Raw genomic sequence first — 23,645 nt, 5'->3', positions numbered from 1 at the left:
ACCGCGGCGCCGCCCCGCGTCAGCGGCCGGTGAAGCGGGGTGCCCGCTTCTCCAGGAAGGCGCGCGGACCCTCCTTGGCGTCGTCGGAGGAGAAGACGGCCGCGCCCACGCGGGCGTCGTCGGCCCAGCAGTCGTCCTCGTGCCTGCCCTCGGAGTCGCGCATCGTGCGCAGGATCGCCTGCACGGCCAGCGGGCCGTTGGCGGCGACCAGGTCGGCCAGCTCGCGGGCCTTGGCCAGCGCCTGGCCATCGGGTACGACGTGGCCGATGAGGCCGAGCTCCTTGGCCTCGGGCGCGCGCAGCGTGCGACCGGTGAGCAGCAGCTCGGCCGCGAGCGTGTAGGGGACCTGGCGCGGGAGCCGGACGGCGGAGCCGCCCATCGGGTAGAGCGACCAGCGGGCCTCGGCCACCCCGAACCTCGCGGACTCGCCAGCCACCCGGATGTCGGTGCCCTGCAGGATCTCGGTGCCGCCGGCGATGGCCGGGCCCTCGACGGCGGCGACCAGCGGCTTGGTGAGTCGGAAGCCCTTGAGCAGGCCCTTGATCACCGTGGGGTCGTACTCGCCCGACTCGAAGCTCTCGGAGGGCGGCTTCTCGTCGGCGGCCTGCAGGTCCATGCCGGCGCAGAAGTAGCCGCCGGCACCGGTCAGGATGCAGACCCGGATCTCGTCGTCGGAGTTCACCCGGTCCCAGGCCTGCTCCATGATCCGCAGCATCTGCCCCGACAGGGCGTTGCGGCGCTCGGGCCGGTTCATGGTGACGGTGAGGACGTGGCCCTCCTGCTCGACCAGGCAGTGCGGCTGCTCAGCGGTGCCGTCGGGGCCGTCGGGGGCGGTCGAAGAGTCGCTCTGGGCGGTCATGTCGAGAGACTCTAGCCAAGAACGAGAACGTGTTCTAGTCTCGCGATGTGGCCAAGAACATAGCTGACCTCTTCGAGCACGCCGTCGACGTCGTCCCCGCGAACCCTGCCGTCAAGCTCGGCGACGAGGTGGCGACCTACGCCGACCTGGAGGCCCGGGCCAACCGCCTGGCCCACCACCTGCAGGCCCAGGGCGTCGAGCCCGGCCAGCACGTCGGGGTGTACGCCAAGAACTCCATCGACCACGTCGTGGCGGTGCTGGCGGTCCTCAAGATCCGCGCCGTCAGCATCAACGTGAACTACCGCTACGTCGAGAGCGAGCTCAACTACCTCTTCGACAACGCCGACCTCGTGGCCCTGGTCCACGAGCGCACCTACGCGCCGCTCGTCGCGGCCTGCGCCCCGCAGCACGAGCGGCTGCGCACCTACGTCGCGATCCGCGACGTGGGGGCGCCCGACGACGACAGCGACCTGACGTCCTTCGGCGGCGTGACGCTCGAGGAGGCGGTGGCCGGCCACAGCGCCGAGCGCGACTTCGCCGAGCGCAGCCCCGACGACCTGCACATCATCTACACCGGCGGCACGACCGGGTTCCCCAAGGGCGTGATGTGGCGCCACGAGGACTTCTGGCGGGTGCTCGGCGGCGGCATCGACTTCTACACCGGCGCCGAGCTGGAGGAGCACGACCAGTCCAAGCAGGCCACCGACCCGCGGATGGTCACCTTCCCGCTCAGCCCGCTCATGCACGGCGGGGCCCAGGCGGGCCTGCTCATGCACCTCTTCGCCGGCCACCTCACAGTGCTCGAGCCCAAGTTCGACGCCCGCCGCACCTGGGAGGTCATCGAGCAGGACAAGGTGCAGCTCATCTTCATGACCGGCGACGCGATGGCCCGCCCGCTGATCGAGGAGTACGAGCGCCAGGCCGCGACCGGCACGGCGTACGACGCCTCGAGCCTCTTCGCGATCTCCAGCAGCGCCGCGATCTTCAGCCACCCCATCAAGCAGCGCTGGATGGAGGCCTTCCCCGACGCCATCTTCACCGACTCGGTGGGCGCCTCCGAGACCGGCTTCCAGGGGATGGGGATGCAGGACAAGGACCACATCAGCACCGACGGCCCGGTCATCGGCCTCGGGCCACGCAGCGTCGTCATCGGCGAGGACGGGCGCCTCCTCGACATGACCGAGGACGTCGGCCGCACCGGCCGCCTCGGCCGCGGCGGCTCGGTGCCCGTCGGCTACTACAAGGACCCCGAGAAGTCGGCCGCCACCTTCATCGAGATCGACGGCGAGCGCTACTCGGTGCCCGGCGACTTCGCCCGCATCGAGACCGACAACCGCATCACGCTGCTGGGCCGCGGCTCGAACTGCGTCAACACGGGCGGCGAGAAGGTCTTCCCCGAGGAGGTCGAGATGGCCATCAAGGGCCACCCGGCCGTGTACGACGTGCTGGTGGTCGGGATCCCCGACGAGACCTACGGCCAGGCGGTGGCCGCGGTGTGCGAGCTGCGCGAGGGCGCGAGCCTGGAGCTCGACGAGCTGCGCGAGCACCTGCGCGCGCACCTCAGCGGCTACAAGCTGCCGCGCCACCTCACGCTCGTCGACCGCGTGCCCCGCAACGCCACCGGCAAGGCGCAGTACGTCGCGGCCAAGAAGATGATCACCGACGCCAGCGTCGCGTCGGTCTGACCCCCCCGGACCAGGAGACCCCCGTGCGCACCCCCCTCTGCGACCGCTTCGGCATCGAGCACCCGATCTTCGCCTTCACCCCCTCCGAGCACGTCGCGGCCGCGGTCTCGCGCGCCGGCGGGCTCGGCGTGCTGGGCTGCGTGCGGTTCAACGACACCGACGAGCTCGAGCGCACCCTGAGCTGGCTCGACGACAACACCGACGGCAAGCCCTACGGCGTCGACATCGTGATGCCGATGAAGGTGCCGACCGAGGGCTCCTCGCTCGACCTGGGGGCGATGATCCCCGAGGAGCACCGCCGGTTCGTCGACGAGACGCTGCTCAAGCTGGGCGTGCCGCCGCTGCCCGAGGGCGAGGGCCGCGAGGGCGTGCTCGGGTGGCTGCACTCGGTGGCCCGCTCGCACCTCGACATCGCGCTGGCACACCGTCCGGTGCTCATCGCCAACGCACTGGGCTCGCCCCCGGTCGACGTCATCGAGAAGTGCCACGAGCACGGGGTCGCGGTCGCGGCCCTGGCCGGCGCGGCCAAGCACGCGACCAGCCACGTCGCCAACGGCGTCGACATCATCGTGGCCCAGGGCTACGAGGCCGGCGGGCACACCGGCGAGATCGCCAGCATGGTGCTGACCCCCGACATCGTCGACGCCGTCGGGCCCGACGTGCCGGTGCTCGGGGCCGGCGGCATCGGCTCTGGACGCCAGGTCGCGGCCTCGCTGGCGCTGGGCGCCCAGGGCGTGTGGACCGGCTCGATCTGGCTCGGCACCGAGGAGTACCGCTCGCTGTCTAGCAGCGCCGGCTGGGAGACCGCGTTCCTGCGCGCCACCTCGAGCGACACCGTGCGCAGCCGGGTCTACACCGGCAAGCCCGCGCGGCTGCTCAAGACCCGCTGGACCGAGGCCTGGGCGCAGGAGGGTGCCCCGGCGCCGCTGCCGATGCCCCTGCAGAACCTGCTGGTCTCCGACGCCCACAACCGGATCAACGCCTCCGGCGACCCCGACGTCGTCGCGATGCCCGTCGGGCAGATCGTGGGCCGGATGAACCAGGTGCGCCCGGTCGCCGAGGTGATGGCCGAGCTGGTCGCCGGCTTCGACGAGGCCGTCGCCGGCCTCGAGAAGGTCCGCGGCTGAGGCCGCTCCTCACGCGTAGGCGCGCCCGCGCTCCTCGCGCGTCCAGAGCGTGCCGCCGCCGGCACTGACTCCCTGGGCGACCAGCTCGCGCTTGAGCACCTTGTTGGTCGCCGTCGAGGGCAGGTCGTCGTTGAGGCGCACGTAGCGCGGCCACGCCTTGGGGGAGAGGTCGGGCTGGGCGGCGAGGAACTCCTCGAGCTCCTGGGGCGTGAGCCGGGCCTCGTCCTCGAGCACGATCGCGGCCATCACCTGGTCGCCCACCCGCTCGTCGGGGACGGCGTACACCGCCACCCGGCTCAGGCCCGGGAGGCGCTGCAGGATCCGCTCGATCGGCCCGGCGGCCAGGTTCTCGCCGTCCACGCGCATCCAGTCGGCGGTGCGCCCGGCGAGGTAGATCCAGCCGTCGGCGTCGCGGTAGGCCAGGTCGCCCGACCAGTACATGCCGTGGCGCATCCGCTCGTCGTCGGCCTGCGGGTCGTTGTAGTAGCCCGAGAAGTAGCCGCGGCCCTGGGTGTTGACCAGCTCGCCGACCGCCTCGTCGGCGTTGGTCAGCGCGCCGTGCTCGTCGAAGACCGCGACCGCGCACTCGGTCACGTGCTCGCTGTCGTAGATCGCCACGCCGTCGGCGCCCCTGCCCACCGAGCCCAGCGGGGTGCCGTCCTCGCGCTGGATGATGATGGCCAGCTCGGTGGAGCCGAAGCCGTCGACGACGCGGCAGCCGAAGCGGCGTGCGAAGTCGTCGATGTCGCGGTCGCTGGCCTCGTTGCCGAAGGCCGCGCGCAGCGTGTTGTCGGCGTCGTCGTCGCGCTCGGGCGTGGCCAGCACGTAGGCCAGCGGCTTGCCGACGTAGTTCATGTAGGTGACGCCGTGCTTGCGGACGTCGTCGAGGAACCGCGAGGCCGAGAAGGTGGCCGGCACCATCGTGGCGCCACAGGTCAGCGCCACCGCCCAGCCGGCGGCCACCGCGTTGGAGTGGAACAGCGGCATCGCCAGGTAGCAGACGTCGTCGGGCCCGAGCGAGAAGCGGCCGACCAGGTCGAGGCCCGAGAAGACGGGCAGGATGTGCGGGACCTGCACCGCCTTCGGGTCGCCGCTGGTGCCGCTGGTGAAGATCATCATCATCGTGTCCATGGCGCCCACCTCGCGGTGCGGCACCAGCGGCCCCGCCGCGGCCACCTCGTCGGCCCACCCCTCGGAGCCGACGTCGACGACGCGGGCCCCGCCGAGGTCGAGGCCCTCGACCAGCGGCAGGTGCGCGGCGTCGGTGAGGAGCACCTGGCAGTCCGCGCGGCGTACGTCGGCTGCCAGCGGCTCGCCGCGCCGGGTCGTGTTGATCCCGCACAGCACGTAGCCGCCCAGGCCTGCTCCGGCCATGGCGCGCAGCATCTCGGGGCCGTTGTCGAGCAGGGTGCCCACGTGCACCGGCCGGTCGGGGTCGAGCCCCGAGACCAGCGCCGCCGCCTCGGCCGAGGCCTCGGCCAGGTGCTGGCGCCAGGCCCAGGACCGGTCGCCGTGCACCATCGCCGGTCCGTCGTCCTCGAGGCGCTCGCGCAGCAGCTGCTGCACCGTCTCCGCCATGTCGTGCTCCCTCTCCCTCGGTGCTCCTGGGTGGTGCTGGGTGGTGCCGGCCCGGGTCTGGTGACTAGGCCGGCTCGGTCGCGAGTGCGCGACCGATGCTGAGTGCCTGCTCGGTGGCGCTGCCGAAGGCGAGCTCGAAGCGCTTGGCCGTCGTGAAGTAGCGGTGGGCCTCGCCGTCGAGGTCGATGCCGACGCCGCCGTGCACGTGGACGGTGGTGTGCGCCAGCCGGTGCGCGGCGTCGGCCGCCCAGAGCTTGGCGACGGCGACCTCGGTCGCGGCGGGCAGGCCCTCGGCCAGGCGCCACACCGCCGACCAGAGCACCAGGCGCTGGCCGAGCACGTCGATGTAGCCGTCGGCCAGGCGCTGCGAGACGGCCTGGAAGGTACCGATCGGGCGGCCGAACTGCTCACGGGTCTTCGCGTATCCGGCGGTCAGGTGCAGCGCGCCCTCCGTGACGCCCAGCAGCTCGGCGGCGGTGCACGCGGTCAGCAGCCGGCCCAGCCGGGTCGCCGCGTCGTCACCGGGGGTGCCGACCGCCTGCGCGGGGGCGCGGTCGAGGTCGAGCCGCGCCACCTCGTCACCGTCGCTGGTGCGCCCCGGCGCGCTGCGCAGCCCGGTGGTCCCGGCCTCGACCAGGAAGAGCCCGGCACCCTGGTCCGTGCTCGCGCTGACGACGTACGCCGCCGCCGCCCCGCCGGCGCGCACCATCACCTTGGTGCCGCTGAGCACCCAGCCCTCGCCCTCGGGCTCGGCGCGGACGACCGGGCGCGAGGGCAGGTGGCTGCGCTCCTCGGAGACCGCGGCGGCGAGCACCGTGGTGCCGTCGGCCGCGCCGGGCAGCCAGCGGTCCTGCTGCACGCCGTCGGCGTGCTCGGCCAGCAGCAGCGCGACGGCGCCGTGGGTGGCCAGCGGCACCGGGGCGACCCGGCGGCCCACCTCGACGAGCACGCGGCACAGCTCGACGAGGCCGAGGCCGGCCCCGCCGTGCTGCTCGGGCACGGCCAGGGACAGCAGACCGGCCTCGCCGAGGGCGGCCCACAGGTCGCGGTCGAAGCGGTCGCCGGCGGCCTCGACGGTCCTGAGGCGCTCGGTGCCGGTGCGGTCGGCGAGGATGCGGGCGGCCAGCTCGGCCGCCTCGTCCTGCTCGGGGGTGAAGGTGAAGTCCATGGGTCCTACCTCTTCGCTGCCGGCAGGCCGAGGCCCACGTAGCCGATGATGTCGCGCTGGATCTCGTTGGTGCCGCCGCCGAAGGTCATCACCAGCGCCGAGCGGTGGTAGCGCTCGAGCCGGCCCGCGAGGACCGCGCCCGCCGACCCGGCGGCCAGGCCCGCCTGGGGCCCCACGACCTCCATCAGCGAGCGGTAGACCTCGGTGGCCAGCTCGGAGCCGTAGATCTTGGTGGCCGACGCCTCGGCGGGGGACAGGTCGACGCCCTGGTCGGCGTCGGAGGCCAGTTTCCAGTTCAGCAGGGTCAGCATCTCGATGCGGGCGTGCGCCCGGCCCAGCGCGACCTGCACCCACTCGGTGTCGACGACGCGCTGCCCGTCGGGGTTCTTGGTCTCCTGGGCCCACCGGCGCACCTGCGCCAGCGACTGCACCAGCGGTGCCGACGAGGTCAGGGCGACCCGCTCGTGGTTGAGCTGGTTGGTCATCAGCGACCAGCCGCCGTTGAGCTCGCCGACGAGGTTGCCCACCGGCACCCGCACGTCCTCGTAGTAGGTGGCGCTGGTGCCGACGCCGGCCACCGTGTGCACCGGGGTGTAGGAGAAGCCGGGGGAGTCGGCCGGCACCAGGATCATCGACAGGCCCTTGTGCCTGGGCAGGTCGGGGTCGGTGCGGCAGGCCAGCCAGAGCCAGTCGGCGTACTGGATGAGCGAGGTCCACATCTTCTGGCCGTTGATCACGAACTCGTCGCCCTCGCGCACCGCCCGGGTGCGCAGCGAGGCGAGGTCGGTGCCCGAGCCGGGCTCGGAGTAGCCGATCGAGAAGTGCAGCTCGCCGGCCAGGATGCGGGGCAGGAAGTACTCCTTCTGCTCCTCGCTGCCGTAGCGCATGATCGTGGGACCGACGGTGTTGAGCGTCAGGTAGGGGATCGGCACCCCGAAGTCGGCCGCGACGTCGGTGAAGACCAGCTGGTCGACCATCGAGCGTGCCTGCCCGCCGTACTCCGCGGGCCAGCCGATGCCCAGCCAGCCGTCGCTGCCCAGCCGGCGGATCACGTCCTTGTAGACGCCGGCCTCGCCGAACTCGCCGGTCGCCGCCGACAGCCCTGCCCGCACCTCGGGGGTGACGAGCGCGGAGAAGTACTCGCGCAGCTCCTCGCGCAGGGCGAGCTGCTCGGGCTCGAGAGCCAGGTGCATGGTGGGTCTCCGCTTCGGTGGGGTCCCGCTCGCCGGGGTCGCGACGGGTGTGGCTGGCGCCACACTGGAGAAAACTATAACCTGTTCTCGTTTTGGTCCACCGACACGACTGGAGAGACGCCATGAGCGGGACGACCAGCAGCACCCCCCGCCTCCTCGACCGGGGCACCGCCCCCGACCGCTACGCGCGCGGGTGGCACTGCCTGGGACTGGCGAGCACCTTCGCCGACGGCCTGCCGCACCGCGTCCAGGGCTTCGGCGGCCAGCTGGTCGTCTGGCAGGACTCCCAGGGCGGGCTGAACGTGCTCGACTCCTACTGCCGCCACATGGGCGGGGACCTCTCGCAGGGCAGCGTGAAGGGCGACGAGATCGCCTGCCCCTTCCACGACTGGCGCTGGGGCGGCGACGGGCGCTGCAAGTCCATCCCCTACGCCAAGCGCGTGCCGCTGCGGGCCCGCACCCAGCGGTACGCCACGGAGGTCCGCAACGGCCAGCTGCTGATCTGGCACGACCCCGAGGGCTCCGCCCCCGACCACGACCTGCTGCCGCCCGAGCTGCCCGGGATCGGCACCGACGCCTACACCGACTGGGCCTGGGAGGTCGTGCCCATCGAGGGCTCCAACTGCCGCGAGCTCATCGACAACGTCGTCGACATGGCGCACTTCTACTACGTGCACCTGTCGTTCCCGACCAGCTTCCGCAACGTGTTCGAGGGGCCGCGGGCCACGCAGTACATGGAGTCCAAGGGCCGCCCCGACGTGAGCGGCGGCTACGGCGACGAGGACCTCTTCCTGAGGTCCGAGGCGACCTACTACGGACCGTCGTACATGATCAACTGGCTCGACGTGGACTACAAGGGCTTCCGCACCGAGGTCGTGCTGATCAACTGCCACGTGCCGACCGGGCCCGACTCCTTCACCCTCCAGTACGGCATCTCGGTCAAGAAGCCTGACGGGCTCGACGAGGCCACCGCGCAGTTCATCGCCGCGAAGTACGCCGACATGTTCGGCAGCGGGTTCCTCCAGGACGTCGCCATCTGGAAGAACAAGGTGCCGGTGCAGAACCCGCTGCTCTGCGAGGAGGACGGCCCCGTCTACCAGCTGCGCCGCTGGTACGAGCAGTTCTACGTCGACGCCGCCGACGTCACCCCCGAGATGACCGAGCGCTTCGAGTTCGAGGTCGACACGACGCTGGCCAACGAGTACTGGCAGCAGGAGGTGGCCGAGAACCTGGCCCGCCGCCAGGCCGGGGACCAGGCTGGGGACCCCGGCGTCATGACAGGCAGCTGATGGCCTCGTTCGTGCCGACCAGCCCCGAGACGCTGGAGGACCAGCGGCTCTACACCGCGGCCAGGCTGACCCCGGTCGACTGCCTGGACTGCCGGGCCCGGGTCGGTGTGAAGAAGAACAGCGACCACCACACCTCCGTCCAGTGGAGCACCGCGGCGCGCGAGCACTGCCCCGAGCTGTCCCGGCGGGGCAGCGACCCGTCGGGGCGGGGCCTGCAGCAGGGCTGCTCGCGCCTGGCCGCGAGCATCGAGGCCGCTGTGCGGGACGGCGCGGTCCCCGTCGGGGCCGAGGACGGATACTGAGCGCGTGGACATCGACAGCTTCGACCTGGAGGTCGTCGACGTGGTCGAGGAGACCGCCGACGCCCGCTCCATCTCGTTCCGCGTCCCCGAGGGCGCCGAGGAGCACTTCCGCTACAAGCCGGGGCAGTTCCTGACCCTCGCGGTGCCCTCCGACCGCACCGGCGTGGCCGCGCGCTGCTACTCGCTGTCCTCCAGCCCGCACGACGACGGCCCGCTGACCGTGACCGTCAAGCGCACCGCCGAGGGCTACGCCTCGAACTGGATCTGCGACCACCTGCGGCCCGGGTCGACCATCCGCTCGCTGCCCCCCAGCGGCATCTTCACCCCGGCCTCCCTCGATGCCGACCTGCTCCTCTTCGGCGGCGGCAGCGGCGTGACCCCGGTCATGTCGATCCTGCGCACCGCGCTGGCCCGGGGCACCGGACGGATCGTGCTGTTCTACGCCAACCGCGACGAGAGGTCGGTGATCTTCGCCGCCGAGCTGGCGCGCCTGGCCCGGGAGCACCCCGAGCGGCTGCAGGTCGTGCACTGGCTCGAGTCGGTGCAGGGCCTGCCCGACCAGGCCCAGCTGCGCGCCTTCGCCGCGGCGTACGCCGATCGCGACGCCTTCGTCTGCGGCCCGGCCCCGTTCATGAAGGCCACCGTCGCCGCCCTGCGCGAGCTCGACTTCCCCCGCGCGCGCCGCCACCAGGAGAAGTTCGTCTCGCTGGGCGGCAACCCGTTCGGCGACGCCGTCGGCGCGGGGGAGACCCAGGTCGAGGTCACCGACACCGACGCCGAGACCGAGGTCGGGCGGGGACCCGTGCGGCTGGAGGTCGAGCTCGACGGCACCACCCACTCCTTCGACGACTGGGCCCCCGGCACCACCCTGCTCGACCACCTGGAGGCCAAGGGCGTGGCCGCGCCGTTCTCGTGCCGCGAGGGCGAGTGCTCGGCCTGCGCGGTGCGGCTGCTGGAGGGCGAGGTGAGCATGACGAACAACGACGTGCTCGACGACGAGGACCTCGCCGACGGCATCCGGCTGGCCTGCCAGTCGCACCCGGTCACCGACAGCGTGCGGGCGACGTACCACTGAGTCCTGGTGGGCCGACGGGGCCGGTGCCACACCATGGCCACGTTAAATCCACAGGACGGTAACAACCGCCCCTCCTCCCGGATCCCGCTCTGCCAGGGGCTGCGCGCCCTGAGCGGGTGGCCCGAGGCGGTCTAGACAGCAATCTCAAATGATTGGCAACAAGTTCCTCCGGGGTAGGGATGTCGTTGAGATGGGTGTCCGCACCCTCCCCGATCCCCCGGAGGCACCCATGGCCACCGTCGCCGTGCTCCTCGTCGTCCTGCTCGTCTGTACCGCCGCCGGCCTCGCCGCGGCGCCGCTCGGCGACCGGCAGCGGTCCCGTGAGCGCACCCGGCGCCTGCGCTACGTCGAGCGGCACCCCCAGCGGGTGAACCTCGGCGACATCGAGACGCTGCTGCGCGTCCACGAGCTGCCCGAGGAGGAGATCCGCCTCCTCTCGGCCAAGGCCCGCCGCCGGGGCATCCGGCCGCTGACCATGTGGATGTGGATCCAGCAGCGCGGGGTGCACACGTTGGCGGTCGTGGTGGCCGCCGACCTGTCCCACGAGGAGCTCATCGCCCACCTGGCCCACGGCACCGTGCCGGACCTGGCCGAGCTCGAGGTCTTCGCCGCGCTCAACGGCCTGACCCGCTCGGCGGCCGAGCCGTCGCGTCCGGCGCTGCCGGTGGCCGCCGCCGTGGCGCCCGCGCAGCGGCCCGCGGCCCCCACGGTCACCGCGCGCACCGAGGCCGACGAGCCCGCCGCGCGGGCGCTGCCGCCCGTGCTCGGCCCGGGCTCGTGGCCCTACGGCGACATCCGCGACATCCTGGGCTCCACCGACGGGCCCGAGGCGGGCCGCGACGGCCACGCCGCCTGACGGACGGCTCTCACCAGCCGCGCTCGCGCCACCCGGGCAGGTGCGCACGCTCGGCACCGAGGGTCGAGTCGCCCCCGTGGCCGGGGTAGAACCAGGTCTCGTCGGGCAGCGTGGCGAAGATCTTGTGCTCCACCTCGTCGACCAGCTGCCGGAAGGCCGCCTCGTCGCCGAAGGTGGCCCCGACGCCCCCGGGGAACAGCGAGTCGCCCGTGAACAGGTGCGGGTGCCCGTCGGGGTCGGCGGGGTCGTCGTAGACCAGCGCCACCGAGCCGGGCGTGTGCCCGGCCACGGCCAGCACGCGCAGGCTGCACCGCCCCACCCGCACGGTGTCGCCGTGCGCGAGGCGGCCGGTGACCTCGACACCGGTCTGCTCGGTGACGGCGTCGGCGTCGGGCTCGCCGACGAGGACCTCGGCCCCCGTGGCCTCGACGACGGCGGCCAGTGCCCGGTGGTGGTCCCAGTGCTGGTGCGTGGTGACGACGGCCGACAGCCCGGCCGCCCCGACGAGCGGCAGCAGCGTCTCCGGCTCGGCGGCGGCGTCGACGAGCACCTGCTCGCCGCTCTCGCGGCAGCGCAGCAGGTAGCAGTTGTTGGACATCTCCGGGTCGACCGCGACCTTGGTGATGCTCAGGTGCGCGAGCTCGCGCACCTGCGCCTCGCCGCCGGGTCGGACGTCTCCGGTGTAGGTCATGTCCCCAGCATGCCGCGCGGGGCGTGACCAACGGCGCACCGGGTGGGTGTGGGTCGGGGGCCCTCGCGCTGGCACCGTTGTCGCTGGCGGGTGGCACCGTGGGCGAGGACGTGCGCCGTCGGGGCTGCCGCCGTACTATCACGAACGCGTGTTCGATCGACCAGGGAGACTTCGTGCAGGACCAGCTCATCATCCGGGGCGCCCGGGAGCACAACCTCAAGGACGTCTCGATCGACCTGCCCCGGGACTCCCTCATCGTCTTCACGGGCCTCTCCGGCTCGGGCAAGTCCTCGCTCGCCTTCGACACCATCTTCGCCGAGGGCCAGCGCCGCTACGTCGAGTCGCTGTCGGCCTACGCCCGGCAGTTCCTGGGCCAGATGGACAAGCCCGACGTCGACTTCATCGAGGGGCTCTCGCCCGCCGTCTCCATCGACCAGAAGTCGACCTCGAAGAACCCGCGCTCCACGGTCGGCACCATCACCGAGGTCTACGACTACCTGCGCCTGCTCTACGCCCGCGCCGGGCGCCCGCACTGCCCCACCTGCGGGGCGCCGATCGAGCGGCAGACGCCCCAGCAGATCGTCGACCGGGTGCTCGCGCTCGAGGAGGGCCGGCGCTTCCAGGTGCTCGCGCCCGTCATCCGCGGTCGCAAGGGCGAGTACGTCGACATGTTCTCCCAGCTGCAGACCCAGGGCTTCTCGCGGGCCCGGGTCAACGGCGAGACGCACACGCTCGACGCGCCGCCGACGCTGGACAAGCAGAAGAAGCACACGATCGAGGTGGTCGTCGACCGGCTCTCGGTCAAGGAGTCCAGCAAGCGCCGCCTGACCGACTCCGTCGAGACCGCTCTCGGGCTCGCCGGGGGGCTCGTGGTCTTCGACTTCGTCGACCTGCCGGCCGACGACGAGCACCGCGAGCTGCGCTTCAGCGAGAAGATGGCCTGCCCCAACGAGCACCCGATCGACGTCGACGAGCTCGAGCCGCGCTCGTTCTCCTTCAACTCGCCGTTCGGCGCCTGCCCGGCCTGCACCGGCCTGGGCACCCGGATGGAGGTCGACGGCGAGCTTGTCGTGCCGAACCCGGCGGCGACCCTCGGCGAGGGCGCCATCCAGCCGTGGAGCCACGCCCACGTCTCCGACTACTTCCTGCGCCTGCTCGGTGCGCTGGGTGGCGAGCTCGGCTTCGACCTGAACACCCCCTGGGAGGAGCTGCCCGCCTCGGCGCGCAAGGCGATCCTCGACGGGCACGCGCGCAAGGTCCACGTCGTGACCCGCAACCGCTACGGCCGCGAGCGCGCCTACGACGCCGCCTTCGAGGGCGTGCGCTCCTACGTCGAGCGCCGGCACCGCGAGGCGGAGTCCGACACCAGCCGCGAGCGCTTCGAGAGCTTCATGCGCGAGGTGCCCTGCCCCACCTGCGACGGCTCGCGGCTCAAGTCGGTCTCGCGCTCGGTGACGCTGACCTCGGTCGCCGACGGCGAGCCCCGGCGCGCCGGCATCGCCGAGGTCTGCGCGCTGCCGATCAACGAGGCCTCGCAGTTCCTCAGCGAGCTCGACATGACCACCCGCGAGCGCCAGATCGGCGAGCGGGTGCTCAAGGAGATCCACGAGCGGCTGCAGTTCCTGCTCGACGTGGGCCTCGACTACCTCTCCCTCGACCGGCCCTCGGGGTCGCTGTCGGGCGGCGAGGCCCAGCGCATCCGCCTGGCCACCCAGATCGGCGCCGGCCTCGTCGGCGTCCTCTACGTGCTCGACGAGCCCTCGATCGGCCTGCACCAGCGCGACAACCAGCGGCTGATCGAGACCCTGCTGCGGCTCAAGGACCTCGGCAACACCCTGATCGTCGTCGAGCACGACGAGGACACCATCAAGGTCGCCGACTGGGTCGTCGACATCGGGCCGGGGGCCGGCGAGCACGGCGGCCAGGTCGTGCACAGCGGCACCGTGCAGGACCTCTACGACCACCCCGACTCGATGACCGGGCAGTACCTCTCGGGTCGCCGCGAGATCCCCGTGCCGGCCGTACGCCGCCCGCGCACCGTGGGCCGCGAGCTCAAGGTCCTGGGTGCGCGCGAGCACAACCTCGCCGACGTCGACGTGTCGTTCCCGCTCGGGCTCTTCGTCGCCGTGACCGGGGTCTCCGGGTCCGGCAAGTCCACGCTGGTCAACGACATCCTCTACACCTCGCTGGCCAAGCAGATCTACAACGCCCGCACGCTGCCGGGCCGGCACCGCGCCATCACCGGCACCGAGCACGTCGACAAGGTCATCCACGTCGACCAGTCGCCGATCGGGCGCACGCCGCGCTCGAACCCCGCGACCTACACCGGCGTCTTCGACCACGTGCGCAAGCTCTTCGCCGCCACGCCCGAGGCCAAGATGCGCGGCTACCTGCAGGGCCGCTTCTCCTTCAACGTCAAGGGCGGTCGCTGCGAGGCGTGCTCGGGCGACGGCACGCTGAAGATCGAGATGAACTTCCTGCCCGACGTCTACGTCCCGTGCGAGGTCTGCCACGGCGCGCGCTACAACCGCGAGACGCTCGAGGTGCACTACAAGGGCAAGACCATCGCCGAGGTCCTCGACATGCCGATCGAGGAGGCCGTCGACTTCTTCGCGGCCGTCCCGGCGATCTCGCGCCACCTGACCACCCTGGTCGAGGTGGGGCTGGGCTACGTGCGGCTCGGCCAGCCCGCCACCACGCTGTCGGGCGGTGAGGCGCAGCGCGTCAAGCTCTCCGCCGAGCTGCAGAAGCGCTCCACCGGGCGCACGGTCTACGTGCTCGACGAGCCCACCACCGGCCTGCACTTCGAGGACATCCGCAAGCTGCTGCTGGTGCTGGGACGCCTGGTCGACTCCGGCAACACGGTGCTGGTCATCGAGCACAACCTCGACGTCATCAAGACCGCCGACTGGCTGGTCGACATGGGCCCCGAGGGCGGCTCGCGCGGCGGCCTGGTGGTCGCCGAGGGCACCCCCGAGCAGGTGGCCGCGGTGCCCGAGAGCCACACGGGCCGCTACCTGGCCCCGCTGCTCGAGGGCAAGGAGGCCGAGCAGCCCAGCGGCATGCTGGGCGCCGACGAGGCGCCCGCGCCCGTGCGCGCCACGCGACGCCAGGCCGCGGCCCGCGCGGCCAACGAGCGCGCCGCGACCACGCGGCGTACGCCCCCGAAGGACGCGAAGAAGCCGGCCGGGAAGAGCACCGGCAAGGCGGCGGCGAAGAAGCCTGCTCGTTGAGGCACCTGGCTAGGGTGTGGCCATGAACGAGCGCCCGTCCGCGACCCCCGTCAGCCGTCGTCACGCCCTGGGGGGTGCCGCGGGGGTCGGGCTGGGCCTGCCGCTGCTGGCCGCCTGCGGCGGCGACGAGGGCGGGTCCACCGCCTCGGACCCCACCCCCGAGGTGGCCCCGGGGGAGCCGCTGACCACGACCGCCGACGTGCCCGTGGGCGGCGGGGTGATCCTGGCCGAGGAGAAGGTCGTCGTCACCCAGCCCAGCGAGGGCGAGTTCAAGGCCTGGTCCAACGTCTGCACCCACCAGGGCTGCGCGCTCGAGAGCGTGACCGCCGAGGGCATCCGCTGCCCCTGCCACGGCTCGGTCTTCGACGTGGCGACCGGCGAGCCCCTCTCGGGGCCCGCCAACAGCGCTCTGGCCGAGCTGCCGCTCACCGTCGAGGGCGACTCGATCACGCTCGCCTGACGCCGGGCCCGGGGGTGTCCCCGGCGGCTCGTAGGCTGGTGCGGTGCCAGACCGACCAGACCGGCCAGAGCGGCGCAGCACCCGCGGCCCGTTGTCCTACCGTCCCGAGCCCGGCTCGATCCCGACCGGCCCGGGCGTCTACCGCTTCCGCGACGCCAAGGGGCGCGTGGTCTACGTCGGCAAGGCCAAGAACCTGCGGGCCCGGCTGTCGTCGTACTTCCAGGACATCGCCCACCTGCACCAGCGCACCGCGACGATGGTCACCACGGCCGCCAGCGTCGAGTGGACGGTGGTCAACACCGAGGTCGAGGCCCTGCAGCTGGAGTACTCCTGGATCAAGGAGTACGACCCGCGCTTCAACGTCAAGTACCGCGACGACAAGTCCTACCCGTGGCTGGCGGTCACCGTGGGTGAGGAGTTCCCCCGCGTGATGGTCGGTCGCGGCGCCAAGCGCCGCGGCACCCGCTACTTCGGTCCCTACAGCCACGCGTGGGCGATCCGCGAGACCGTCGACATCCTGCTGCGGGTCTTCCCGATGCGCTCGTGCAGCAACGGGGTCTTCAAGCGCTCCGCCCAGATCGGCCGCCCGTGCCTGCTCGGCTACATCGACAAGTGCTCGGCGCCGTGCGTGGGCCAGGTCAGCGCCGAGGAGCACCGCGCGATCGTCGACGACTTCTGCGACTTCATGGGCGGCCAGACCCGCCCGTTCCTGCGCCGCATCGAGAAGCAGATGTACGCCGCCTCCGAGGCGATGGACTTCGAGAAGGCGGCCCGCCTGCGTGACGACCTCGGCGCGATGCAGCGCGCCCTGGAGAAGCAGGCGGTGGTGCTGGGCGACGGCGCCGACGCCGACGTGATCGCGCTGGCCGAGGACCCGCTCGAGGTGGCGGTGCAGATCTTCTACGTCCGCGGGGGCCGGATCCGCGGCCAGCGTGGCTGGGTGGCCGACAGGGTCGAGGAGGGCGGCACCGCCGAGCTGGTCGAGCACTTCCTGCTCCAGCTCTACGCCGGCGACTCCGAGTCGATCCCGCGCGAGATCCTGGTGCCGGCGCTGCCGCCCGACCACGCGACGTTCGAGGAGCTGTTGAGCGAGCTGCGGGGCGGGCGGGTGCAGATCCGGGTGCCGCAGCGCGGCGACAAGCGGACCCTGCAGGAGACGGTGGCCTCCAACGCCGCCCAGGCGCTGGCCCTGCACAAGACCAAGCGCGCCAGCGACCTGACCACCCGCAACCGGGCCCTGGAGGAGATCCAGGAGGCCCTCGAGCTCGACGACGTGCCGCTGCGCATCGAGTGCTACGACGTCTCCAACCTGCAGGGCACCGAGGTGGTGGCCTCGATGGTGGTCTTCGAGGACGGCCTGGCCCGCAAGGGTGAGTACCGCAAGTTCGTCATCAAGGGCGTCGACGGGCAGAACGACGTCGCCTCGATGCACGAGGTGATCACCCGGCGCTTCCGACGGCTGCTCGACGAGCAGGCGCGCTCCGAGACCGTCGAGGGCCAGGACGGCCCGATGCTGGTCGACCCCGAGACCGGCCGGCCCCGCAAGTTCGCCTACTCCCCGGGCCTGGTGGTGGTCGACGGCGGCCCGCCGCAGGTGGCCGCCGCCCAGCGCGCCCTCGACGAGCTCGGCATCGACGACGTGCCGGTCTGCGGGCTGGCCAAGCGCCTCGAGGAGGTGTGGGTGCCCGGCCAGGAGGACCCGGTGATCCTGGCCCGCTCCTCCGAGGGCCTCTACCTGCTCCAGCGCATCCGCGACGAGGCGCACCGCTTCGCCATCACCCACCACCGCAGCCGGCGTTCCAAGTCGATGGTCGAGAGCGTCCTCGACGACGTCCCGGGCCTGGGCGAGGTGCGGCGCAAGACGCTGCTGGTCCACTTCGGGTCCTTGAAGAAGCTGCGGGCGGCCACCGCCGAGGAGATCGCCGAGGTGCCGGGCATCGGGGCCCGCACGGCCGCCTCGATCAAGGCCGCGGTCACGCCCGAGGGCGAGGCCGGGGAGACTGCTCCGGTGATCGTTTCGGTGAACACCGCCACGGGAGAGATCGAGGAAGCATGAGCGAGCAGCAGCAGCCCCCCACCGGACCGCTGGTGGTGGTGACCGGGATGACCGGCGCGGGGCGCAGCACCGCGGCCAAGGAGCTCGAGGACCTCGGCTACTACGTCGTCGACAACCTGCCGCCGAGCCTGCTGCGCGACGTGGTGCGCCTCGTCGACGAGAGCCAGGGCGCCGGGCAGCCGATCGCGGTGGTCGTCGACGTGCGCTCGGGCTCGTTCTTCGGCTCCCTGCAGGCCAACCTGGCCCAGAAGGCCACCGGGCGCCGCGCCACGCTCGTCTTCCTCGAGGCCACCGACGACGTGCTCGTACGCCGCCAGGAGGCCGCGCGCCGCCCGCACCCGCTGCAGGGCAGCGGCCGGCTCCTCGACGGGCTCGAGCGCGAGCGGGTCGTGCTCGCCGACCTGCGCGGCGAGGCCGACCTGGTCATCGACACCACCGCCCTCAACGTGCACCAGCTGACCGGGCGCATCCGCGAGGCGTTCGGGTCGCCGGACTCCACCGACCTACGCATCCGCGTGGTCAGCTTCGGCTTCAAGTACGGCATCCCCGTCGACGCCGACTACCTGGCCGACATGCGCTTCCTGCCCAACCCGCACTGGATCCCCGAGCTGCGCCCGCACACGGGCCGCGACCAGGAGGTCTCGGCGTACGTGCTCTCGCAGCCGGGGGCCGCGGAGTTCCTCGACGGCTACCTGCCGGTGCTGACCGGGGTGGCCGAGGGCTACCTGCGCGAGGGCAAGCGCTTCATGCGGGTGGCGATCGGGTGCACGGGCGGCAAGCACCGCAGCGTCGCGATGACCGAGGAGGTCACCCGCCGGCTGGTCGAGCTCGGCCTCCAGGCCACGGCCACCCACCGTGACCTGGGCCGCGAGTGATGGCGCCGGCACCCGCCGACCGGGCGCAGTCGGTGGTCGCGCTGGGCGGCGGGCACGGCCTGCACGCCTCGCTGCGCGCCCTGCGCAGGCTGGTCGACGAGGTCGTCGTCGACGACCTGACCGCGGTGGTCACGGTCGCCGACAACGGCGGCTCCTCCGGCCGCCTGCGCGGTGAGTTCGGGGTGCTCCCGCCCGGCGACCTGCGCATGGCGCTGGCCGCCCTCTGCGGCCTCGACGAGTGGGGCGGGACCTGGGAACGGGTGCTGCAGCACCGCTTCGCCGGCGAGGGCGAGATGAACGGCCACGTCGTGGGCAACCTGCTGATCGTGGCCCTGTGGGAGCAGCTGGGCGACCACGTGCAGGCCCTCGACCTGGTCGGGCGGCTGCTCGGGTCGGCCGGCAGGGTGCTGCCGATGGCCCTGACCCCGCTCGACATCACCGCCCAGGTGCGCGGCCTCGACCCGGCCGACGACGACGCCCTGACCCTGGTGCGCGGACAGGTCGAGGTCGCCACGACTGGCGGGGTAATCACCCGCGTCGACCTCGAGCCGGCGGCGCCGCGCCCCTGCCCCGAGGCCCTGCAGGCCGTCGCCGACGCCGACTGGGTGGTGCTGGGCCCCGGCTCCTGGTTCAGCTCGGTCATCCCGCACCTGCTGGTCCCCGACCTGCGCCACGCGCTGGTCTCCACCGACGCCCGCGTGGTGGTGGTGCTCAACCTGGAGGAGCAGCCGGGCGAGACCGGGGGGTTCGGCCCGGCCGACCACCTGGCGGTCCTGGTCGAGCACGCGCCCGAGCTCGCCGTGCACACCGTGCTGGCCGACACCCGCATCGGTGCCGAGGAGCGGGCGCACCTGCTCGAGGCCGTCGAGGCCGCCGGGGCGCGGCTGGTGGTCGCCGACGTCGCCTCCGCCGACGGTGGCCCGCGCCACGACCCGGTCAAGCTGGCAGCGGCGTACGAGAGCATCGTGCTGGGCGCAGGGGCGCCGGGCGACGCCGACCTCGTGGCCCGCCCGTGATCGTGGCAGGATTCAACGCATGGCGATGACGGCACAGGTGAAGGCGGAGCTCGCCTCCACCCAGATCACGAAGACCTGCTGCCGCAAGGCCGAGGTGGCCTCGATGCTGCGCTTCGCCGGCGGGCTGCACATCGTCAGCGGCCGGATCGTCGTGGAGGCCGAGCTCGACACCGGCGCCGCGGCCCGGCGGCTGCGCCGCGACGTCTCCGAGGTGTACGGCGCGCAGTCCGACGTGGTGATGGTGCAGGGCAACGGCATCCGCAAGGGCAGCCGCTACATCGTGCGCGTGGTCAAGGACGGCGAGTCGCTGGCCCGCCAGACCGGGCTGCTCGACCAGCGCGGCCGCCCGGTGCGCGGGCTGCCGCCCGCGGTGGTGGCCGGCGGCGGCTGCGACTCGGTGGCCGCCTGGCGCGGTGCCTTCCTCGCGCACGGCTCGCTGACCGAGCCGGGCCGCTCGTCCTCGCTCGAGGTCACCTGCCCCGGCTCCGAGGCCGCGCTGGCGCTCGTCGGCGTGGCGCGGCGGCTGGGCATCCAGGCCAAGGCGCGCGAGGTGCGCGGCGTCGACCGGGTGGTCATCCGTGACGGCGACGCGATCGGCCAGCTGCTGACCCGCCTCGGCGCCCACGAGTCGCTGATGGCCTGGGAGGAGCGCCGGATGCGCCGCGAGGTGCGGGCCACGGCCAACCGCCTGGCCAACTTCGACGACGCCAACCTGCGTCGCTCGGCGCGCGCCGCCGTCGCCGCGGGCGCGCGGGTCGAGCGGGCCATGGAGATCCTGGGCGAGGAGGTGCCCGACCACCTGCGGATGGCCGGCACCCTGCGCCTGGAGCACAAGCAGGCCTCGCTCGAGGAGCTCGGCCAGCTCCACGAGCCGGTGCTCACCAAGGACGCGATCGCCGGGCGGATCCGCCGGCTGCTGGCGATGGCCGACAAGCGCGCCGAGGACCTGGGCATCCCCGACACGGAGTCGTCGCTGACCCCGGAGATGATGGCCGAGGACGTCTGAGCCGCGACCCCGGTCGCGGTTACCCGGTCGTACCCCGGGACGGGGCTGCGACCCCGGCGCTGGTGGCGATAGGGTCGTGACGCACGCCGCCCCGGTTCCGGGAGCGGGCCGTCAGCCACAGAGCAGGAGCAGCAGTGACCGTTCGAGTAGGTATCAACGGGTTCGGCCGGATCGGCCGCAACTTCTTCCGTGCCGTCCGCGCCTCCGGTGCGGACATCGAGATCGTCGGGGTCAACGACCTGACCGACAACGCCTCGCTGGCCCACCTGCTCAAGTTCGACTCGATCCTGGGCCGTCTCGACGCCGACGTCTCGGCCACCGAGGACGAGATCCGCGTCGGCGACCAGGTCGTGAAGACCTTCGCCGAGCGTGACCCGGCCAACCTGCGCTGGAGCGACCTCGGGGTCGACGTGGTCGTCGAGTCGACCGGCTTCTTCACCGACGCGACGAAGGCCCGTGCCCACGTCGACGCGGGGGGCGCCAAGAAGGTCATCATCTCCGCGCCCGCCTCCAACGAGGACATCACCGTCGTGATGGGCGTCAACCACGAGCTCTACGACCCGGCGCAGCACACCGTGATCTCCAACGCGTCGTGCACCACCAACTGCCTCGCGCCGATGGCCAAGGCCCTCAACGACGAGTTCGGCATCGTCAAGGGCCTGATGACCACGGTGCACGCCTACACCGCGGACCAGAACCTGCAGGACAACATCCACAAGGACCCGCGCCGCGCCCGCGCCGCCGCCCTCAACGTGGTGCCCACCTCGACCGGCGCCGCCAAGGCGATCGGCCTGGTCCTGCCCGAGCTCAAGGGCAAGCTCGACGGCTACGCCCTGCGCGTGCCCGTGCCCACCGGCTCGGCCACCGACCTGACCTTCGAGGCCGGTCGCGAGACCACCGTCGAGGAGGTCAACGCTGTGGTGCAGAAGGCCGCCGACGGTCGCTTCCTGCGCTACTCGACCGACCCGATCGTCTCCTCCGACATCGTCACCGACCCGGCGTCGTGCATCTTCGACGCGCCGCTGACCAAGGTCATCGGCAACCAGGTCAAGGTCGTCGGGTGGTACGACAACGAGTGGGGCTACTCCAACCGTCTGGTCGACCTCATCGGCTACGTCGGCGAGACGCTCTGACGGTGGCTTCGCACACTGACCTCGCCCAGCTCCTGGCGCAGGGGGTCGAGGGCAAGCGGGTGCTGGTCCGCTCCGACCTCAACGTCCCGCTCGACGGGCCCGCCGACGCGCGGGTGATCACCGACGACGGGCGCATCCGCGCGAGCGTGCCCACCATCCGCGCCCTGGCCGAGGCCGGGGCGCGGGTGGTGGTCACCGCCCACCTCGGACGTCCCCAGGGCGCCCCCGACCCGGCGTACTCGCTCGCGCCGGTGGCCGCCCGCCTGGGCGAGCTGCTGGGCCGTGACGTGGCCTTCGCCCGCGACACCGTGGGGGAGTCGGCCCACGAGAGCGTGGCCGGCCTCGAGGACGGTCAGGTCGCGCTGCTGGAGAACGTGCGCTTCAACGCCGCCGAGACGAGCAAGGACGACGCCGAGCGCGAGGACTTCGCGGCCCGGCTCGCCGAGCTCGCCGACGTCTTCGTCTCCGACGGCTTCGGCGTCGTGCACCGCAAGCAGGCCTCGGTGTACGACGTGGCCAAGCGCCTCCCGCACGCCATGGGCGGTCTGGTGGCCACCGAGATCGAGGTGCTGCGCCGGCTGACGCAGACGCCCGAGCGGCCCTACGTGGTCGTCCTGGGCGGCTCGAAGGTCTCCGACAAGCTCGGCGTCATCGACAACCTGCTCGGCAAGGCCGACAAGCTGCTCATCGGCGGCGGGATGGTCTTCACCTTCCTCAAGGCCCAGGGCCACGAGGTCGGTCAGAGCCTGCTCGAGGAGGACCAGCTCGACACCTGCCGGGCCTACCTCGAGCGCGCCGAGGCCTCGGGCGTGCAGATCCTGCTGCCCGGCGACGTCGTCGTCGACAGCGCGTTCCCCTCGGGCGAGCGCGAGCCCGAGCCGCGCGTGGTCCCGGCCACCCAGATCCCGGCCGACTGCCTGGGCCTCGACATCGGTCCGGCCGCCGGCGCCGACTTCGCCGCGGCCCTGGCCGACGCCCGGACCGTCTTCTGGAACGGGCCGATGGGCGTCTTCGAGGTCCCCGCGTTCTCCGACGGCACCCGTGCGGTCGCGCAGGCGCTGACCGGCATCGACGGCCTCTCGGTCGTCGGTGGCGGCGACTCGGCCGCGGCCGTGCGCGCGCTCGGCTTCGACGAGGACGCGTTCGGCCACATCTCCACCGGCGGTGGGGCCTCCCTCGAGTACCTCGAGGGCAAGGACCTCCCCGGCATCGACGTCCTGGAGGACTGACCACATGGCTCGCACCACCCCCGCCGCCGGGCGCACCCCGCTGATGGCCGGCAACTGGAAGATGAACCTGAACCACCAGGAGGCGGTGGTGCTGGTCCAGAAGCTCGCCTGGGTGCTCAAGGACAAGAAGCACGACCACGCCAAGGCCGAGGTCGTCGTGGTGCCGCCCTTCACCGACCTGCGCTCCGTGCAGACCCTGGTCGACGGTGACCGGCTGCCGGTGCGCTACGGCGCCCAGGACGTCTCCGTGCACGAGTCGGGCGCCTACACGGGCGAGATCTCCGCCGGCATGCTCGCCAAGCTCGGCTGCTCCTACGTCGTGGTGGGCCACTCCGAGCGCCGTGAGCACCACGGCGAGAGCGACGAGCTGGTCAGCGCCAAGGCGCACCGCGCGCTCGAGGCCGGGATGACCCCGATCGTCTGCGTCGGCGAGGGCCTCGAGACCCGCCGGGCCGGCGAGCACGTGGCGTACTGCCTGGCCCAGGTGCAGGGCTCCCTGGCGGGCTTCAGCGCCGAGCAGGTCGCGGGCCTCGTGGTCGCCTACGAGCCGGTGTGGGCCATCGGCACCGGCGAGGTCGCCACGCCCGACGACGCCCAGGAGGTGTGTGCGGCCATCCGCGGGCACGTCCGCTCGACGCTGGGCGACGAGGCCGCCGACGGCGTGCGGGTGCTGTACGGCGGCTCGGTCAAGGCCGCCAACGTCGCGGGGATCATGGCCAAGGACGACGTCGACGGTGCCCTGGTGGGCGGTGCGAGCCTGCAGGCCGAGGAGTTCGGCGGGATCTGCCGGTTCTACGACATGCCGGTCCTGTGA

20 protein-coding genes are annotated in these 23,645 nt (G+C 72.5%); 15 read left to right on the top strand and 5 right to left on the bottom strand.

The window, feature by feature from the left end; all coding sequences use genetic code 11:
- Window positions 1-19 precede the first annotated feature (19 nt).
- Window positions 20-859, bottom strand: coding sequence for a crotonase/enoyl-CoA hydratase family protein (locus ABKW28_RS00605; RefSeq protein ID WP_348605606.1), 840 nt, complete (start codon window positions 857-859; stop codon window positions 20-22).
- A 47-nt stretch (window positions 860-906) separates the two neighbouring features.
- On the opposite strand from ABKW28_RS00605, the gene ABKW28_RS00600 reads away from it, so the two are divergent.
- Window positions 907-2,544, top strand: a complete 1,638-nt coding sequence (locus tag ABKW28_RS00600; protein ID WP_348605604.1) for an acyl-CoA synthetase — start codon at window positions 907-909, stop codon at window positions 2,542-2,544.
- A gap of 23 nt (window positions 2,545-2,567) precedes the next feature.
- Complete coding sequence (locus tag ABKW28_RS00595) at window positions 2,568-3,671, top strand: nitronate monooxygenase family protein (protein ID WP_193670656.1); 1,104 nt, start codon at window positions 2,568-2,570, stop codon at window positions 3,669-3,671.
- A 9-nt stretch (window positions 3,672-3,680) separates the two neighbouring features.
- Here the strand turns inward: ABKW28_RS00595 and fadD1 are convergent, their stop codons facing one another.
- From fadD1 to ABKW28_RS00580, 3 genes are all read right to left on the bottom strand, one after another.
- Complete coding sequence (gene fadD1 / locus ABKW28_RS00590) at window positions 3,681-5,249, bottom strand: fatty-acid--CoA ligase FadD1 (protein WP_348605602.1); 1,569 nt, start codon at window positions 5,247-5,249, stop codon at window positions 3,681-3,683.
- A 64-nt stretch (window positions 5,250-5,313) separates the two neighbouring features.
- A complete protein-coding gene (locus ABKW28_RS00585; RefSeq protein ID WP_193670658.1) occupies window positions 5,314-6,417 on the bottom strand; it encodes an acyl-CoA dehydrogenase family protein in 1,104 nt (367 codons plus the stop codon).
- A gap of 5 nt (window positions 6,418-6,422) precedes the next feature.
- Window positions 6,423-7,610, bottom strand: coding sequence for an acyl-CoA dehydrogenase family protein (locus ABKW28_RS00580; RefSeq protein WP_193670659.1), 1,188 nt, complete (start codon window positions 7,608-7,610; stop codon window positions 6,423-6,425).
- Window positions 7,611-7,732: 122 nt separating this feature from the next.
- Here ABKW28_RS00580 and ABKW28_RS00575 point away from each other — a divergent pair, with 122 nt between their 5' ends.
- From ABKW28_RS00575 to ABKW28_RS00560, 4 genes are all read left to right on the top strand, one after another.
- A complete protein-coding gene (locus ABKW28_RS00575) occupies window positions 7,733-8,899 on the top strand; it encodes a Rieske 2Fe-2S domain-containing protein (RefSeq protein WP_193670660.1) in 1,167 nt (388 codons plus the stop codon).
- Window positions 8,899-9,201, top strand: a complete 303-nt coding sequence (locus ABKW28_RS00570) for a hypothetical protein (protein WP_348605600.1) — start codon at window positions 8,899-8,901, stop codon at window positions 9,199-9,201. The genes ABKW28_RS00575 and ABKW28_RS00570 overlap by 1 nt, the downstream gene beginning before the upstream one ends.
- Window positions 9,202-9,205: 4 nt before the next feature.
- The gene (locus tag ABKW28_RS00565; RefSeq protein WP_193670662.1) at window positions 9,206-10,276 is read left to right on the top strand and encodes a ferredoxin--NADP reductase; all 1,071 of its coding nucleotides are present in this window, start codon (window positions 9,206-9,208) and stop codon (window positions 10,274-10,276) included.
- Window positions 10,277-10,505: 229 nt separating this feature from the next.
- The gene (locus ABKW28_RS00560; RefSeq protein ID WP_193670663.1) at window positions 10,506-11,132 is read left to right on the top strand and encodes a hypothetical protein; all 627 of its coding nucleotides are present in this window, start codon (window positions 10,506-10,508) and stop codon (window positions 11,130-11,132) included.
- A gap of 10 nt (window positions 11,133-11,142) precedes the next feature.
- On the opposite strand, the gene ABKW28_RS00555 is transcribed toward ABKW28_RS00560, so the two are convergent.
- Window positions 11,143-11,823 (bottom strand): MBL fold metallo-hydrolase, encoded by a 681-nt coding sequence (locus ABKW28_RS00555; protein ID WP_348605598.1) that lies wholly within the window; start codon window positions 11,821-11,823, stop codon window positions 11,143-11,145.
- Between the two features lie 173 nt (window positions 11,824-11,996).
- On the opposite strand from ABKW28_RS00555, the gene uvrA reads away from it, so the two are divergent.
- The 9 genes from uvrA (at window position 11,997) to tpiA (ending at window position 23,645) form a co-directional block, all read left to right on the top strand.
- Complete coding sequence (uvrA, locus tag ABKW28_RS00550) at window positions 11,997-15,056, top strand: excinuclease ABC subunit UvrA (protein WP_348605596.1); 3,060 nt, start codon at window positions 11,997-11,999, stop codon at window positions 15,054-15,056.
- A 22-nt stretch (window positions 15,057-15,078) separates the two neighbouring features.
- On the top strand, window positions 15,079-15,516 hold the full coding sequence (locus ABKW28_RS00545) for a Rieske (2Fe-2S) protein (RefSeq protein ID WP_193670666.1): 438 nt from the start codon (window positions 15,079-15,081) through the stop codon (window positions 15,514-15,516).
- 43 nt (window positions 15,517-15,559) lie between these two features.
- The gene (gene uvrC, locus ABKW28_RS00540) at window positions 15,560-17,572 is read left to right on the top strand and encodes an excinuclease ABC subunit UvrC (protein ID WP_348605594.1); all 2,013 of its coding nucleotides are present in this window, start codon (window positions 15,560-15,562) and stop codon (window positions 17,570-17,572) included.
- Window positions 17,569-18,447: an RNase adapter RapZ gene (gene rapZ / locus ABKW28_RS00535; protein WP_348605592.1), complete on the top strand. Its 879-nt coding sequence runs from the start codon at window positions 17,569-17,571 to the stop codon at window positions 18,445-18,447. Before uvrC ends, rapZ begins: the two co-directional genes overlap by 4 nt.
- A complete protein-coding gene (yvcK, locus tag ABKW28_RS00530) occupies window positions 18,447-19,463 on the top strand; it encodes a uridine diphosphate-N-acetylglucosamine-binding protein YvcK (RefSeq protein ID WP_348605590.1) in 1,017 nt (338 codons plus the stop codon). The genes rapZ and yvcK overlap by 1 nt, the downstream gene beginning before the upstream one ends.
- A 19-nt stretch (window positions 19,464-19,482) precedes the next feature.
- The gene (gene whiA, locus ABKW28_RS00525) at window positions 19,483-20,469 is read left to right on the top strand and encodes a DNA-binding protein WhiA (protein ID WP_193670670.1); all 987 of its coding nucleotides are present in this window, start codon (window positions 19,483-19,485) and stop codon (window positions 20,467-20,469) included.
- 134 nt (window positions 20,470-20,603) lie between these two features.
- The gene (gap, locus tag ABKW28_RS00520; RefSeq protein ID WP_193670671.1) at window positions 20,604-21,602 is read left to right on the top strand and encodes a type I glyceraldehyde-3-phosphate dehydrogenase; all 999 of its coding nucleotides are present in this window, start codon (window positions 20,604-20,606) and stop codon (window positions 21,600-21,602) included.
- Window positions 21,603-21,604: 2 nt separating this feature from the next.
- The gene (locus ABKW28_RS00515) at window positions 21,605-22,831 is read left to right on the top strand and encodes a phosphoglycerate kinase (protein WP_348605588.1); all 1,227 of its coding nucleotides are present in this window, start codon (window positions 21,605-21,607) and stop codon (window positions 22,829-22,831) included.
- A 4-nt stretch (window positions 22,832-22,835) separates the two neighbouring features.
- On the top strand, window positions 22,836-23,645 hold the full coding sequence (gene tpiA / locus ABKW28_RS00510) for a triose-phosphate isomerase (protein WP_348605586.1): 810 nt from the start codon (window positions 22,836-22,838) through the stop codon (window positions 23,643-23,645).

Origin of the sequence: Nocardioides sp. 31GB23, assembly GCF_040012395.1 — a bacterium.
GTDB lineage: Bacteria > Actinomycetota > Actinomycetes > Propionibacteriales > Nocardioidaceae > Nocardioides > Nocardioides salarius.
Note: the sequence above shows the minus strand (reverse complement) of the source record. Positions and strands in the feature narration are given on the sequence as shown.

Coding starts and splice junctions, on each gene's coding strand:
- ABKW28_RS00605 (WP_348605606.1), bottom strand. CDS start 859: ATGACCGCCCAGAGCGACTCTTCGACCGCCCCCGACGGCCCCGACGGC.
- fadD1 (WP_348605602.1), bottom strand. CDS start 5,249: ATGGCGGAGACGGTGCAGCAGCTGCTGCGCGAGCGCCTCGAGGACGAC.
- ABKW28_RS00585 (WP_193670658.1), bottom strand. CDS start 6,417: ATGGACTTCACCTTCACCCCCGAGCAGGACGAGGCGGCCGAGCTGGCC.
- ABKW28_RS00580 (WP_193670659.1), bottom strand. CDS start 7,610: ATGCACCTGGCTCTCGAGCCCGAGCAGCTCGCCCTGCGCGAGGAGCTG.
- ABKW28_RS00575 (WP_193670660.1), top strand. CDS start 7,733: ATGAGCGGGACGACCAGCAGCACCCCCCGCCTCCTCGACCGGGGCACC.
- ABKW28_RS00570 (WP_348605600.1), top strand. CDS start 8,899: ATGGCCTCGTTCGTGCCGACCAGCCCCGAGACGCTGGAGGACCAGCGG.
- ABKW28_RS00560 (WP_193670663.1), top strand. CDS start 10,506: ATGGCCACCGTCGCCGTGCTCCTCGTCGTCCTGCTCGTCTGTACCGCC.
- ABKW28_RS00555 (WP_348605598.1), bottom strand. CDS start 11,823: ATGACCTACACCGGAGACGTCCGACCCGGCGGCGAGGCGCAGGTGCGC.
- ABKW28_RS00545 (WP_193670666.1), top strand. CDS start 15,079: ATGAACGAGCGCCCGTCCGCGACCCCCGTCAGCCGTCGTCACGCCCTG.
- rapZ (WP_348605592.1), top strand. CDS start 17,569: ATGAGCGAGCAGCAGCAGCCCCCCACCGGACCGCTGGTGGTGGTGACC.
- yvcK (WP_348605590.1), top strand. CDS start 18,447: ATGGCGCCGGCACCCGCCGACCGGGCGCAGTCGGTGGTCGCGCTGGGC.
- whiA (WP_193670670.1), top strand. CDS start 19,483: ATGGCGATGACGGCACAGGTGAAGGCGGAGCTCGCCTCCACCCAGATC.
- tpiA (WP_348605586.1), top strand. CDS start 22,836: ATGGCTCGCACCACCCCCGCCGCCGGGCGCACCCCGCTGATGGCCGGC.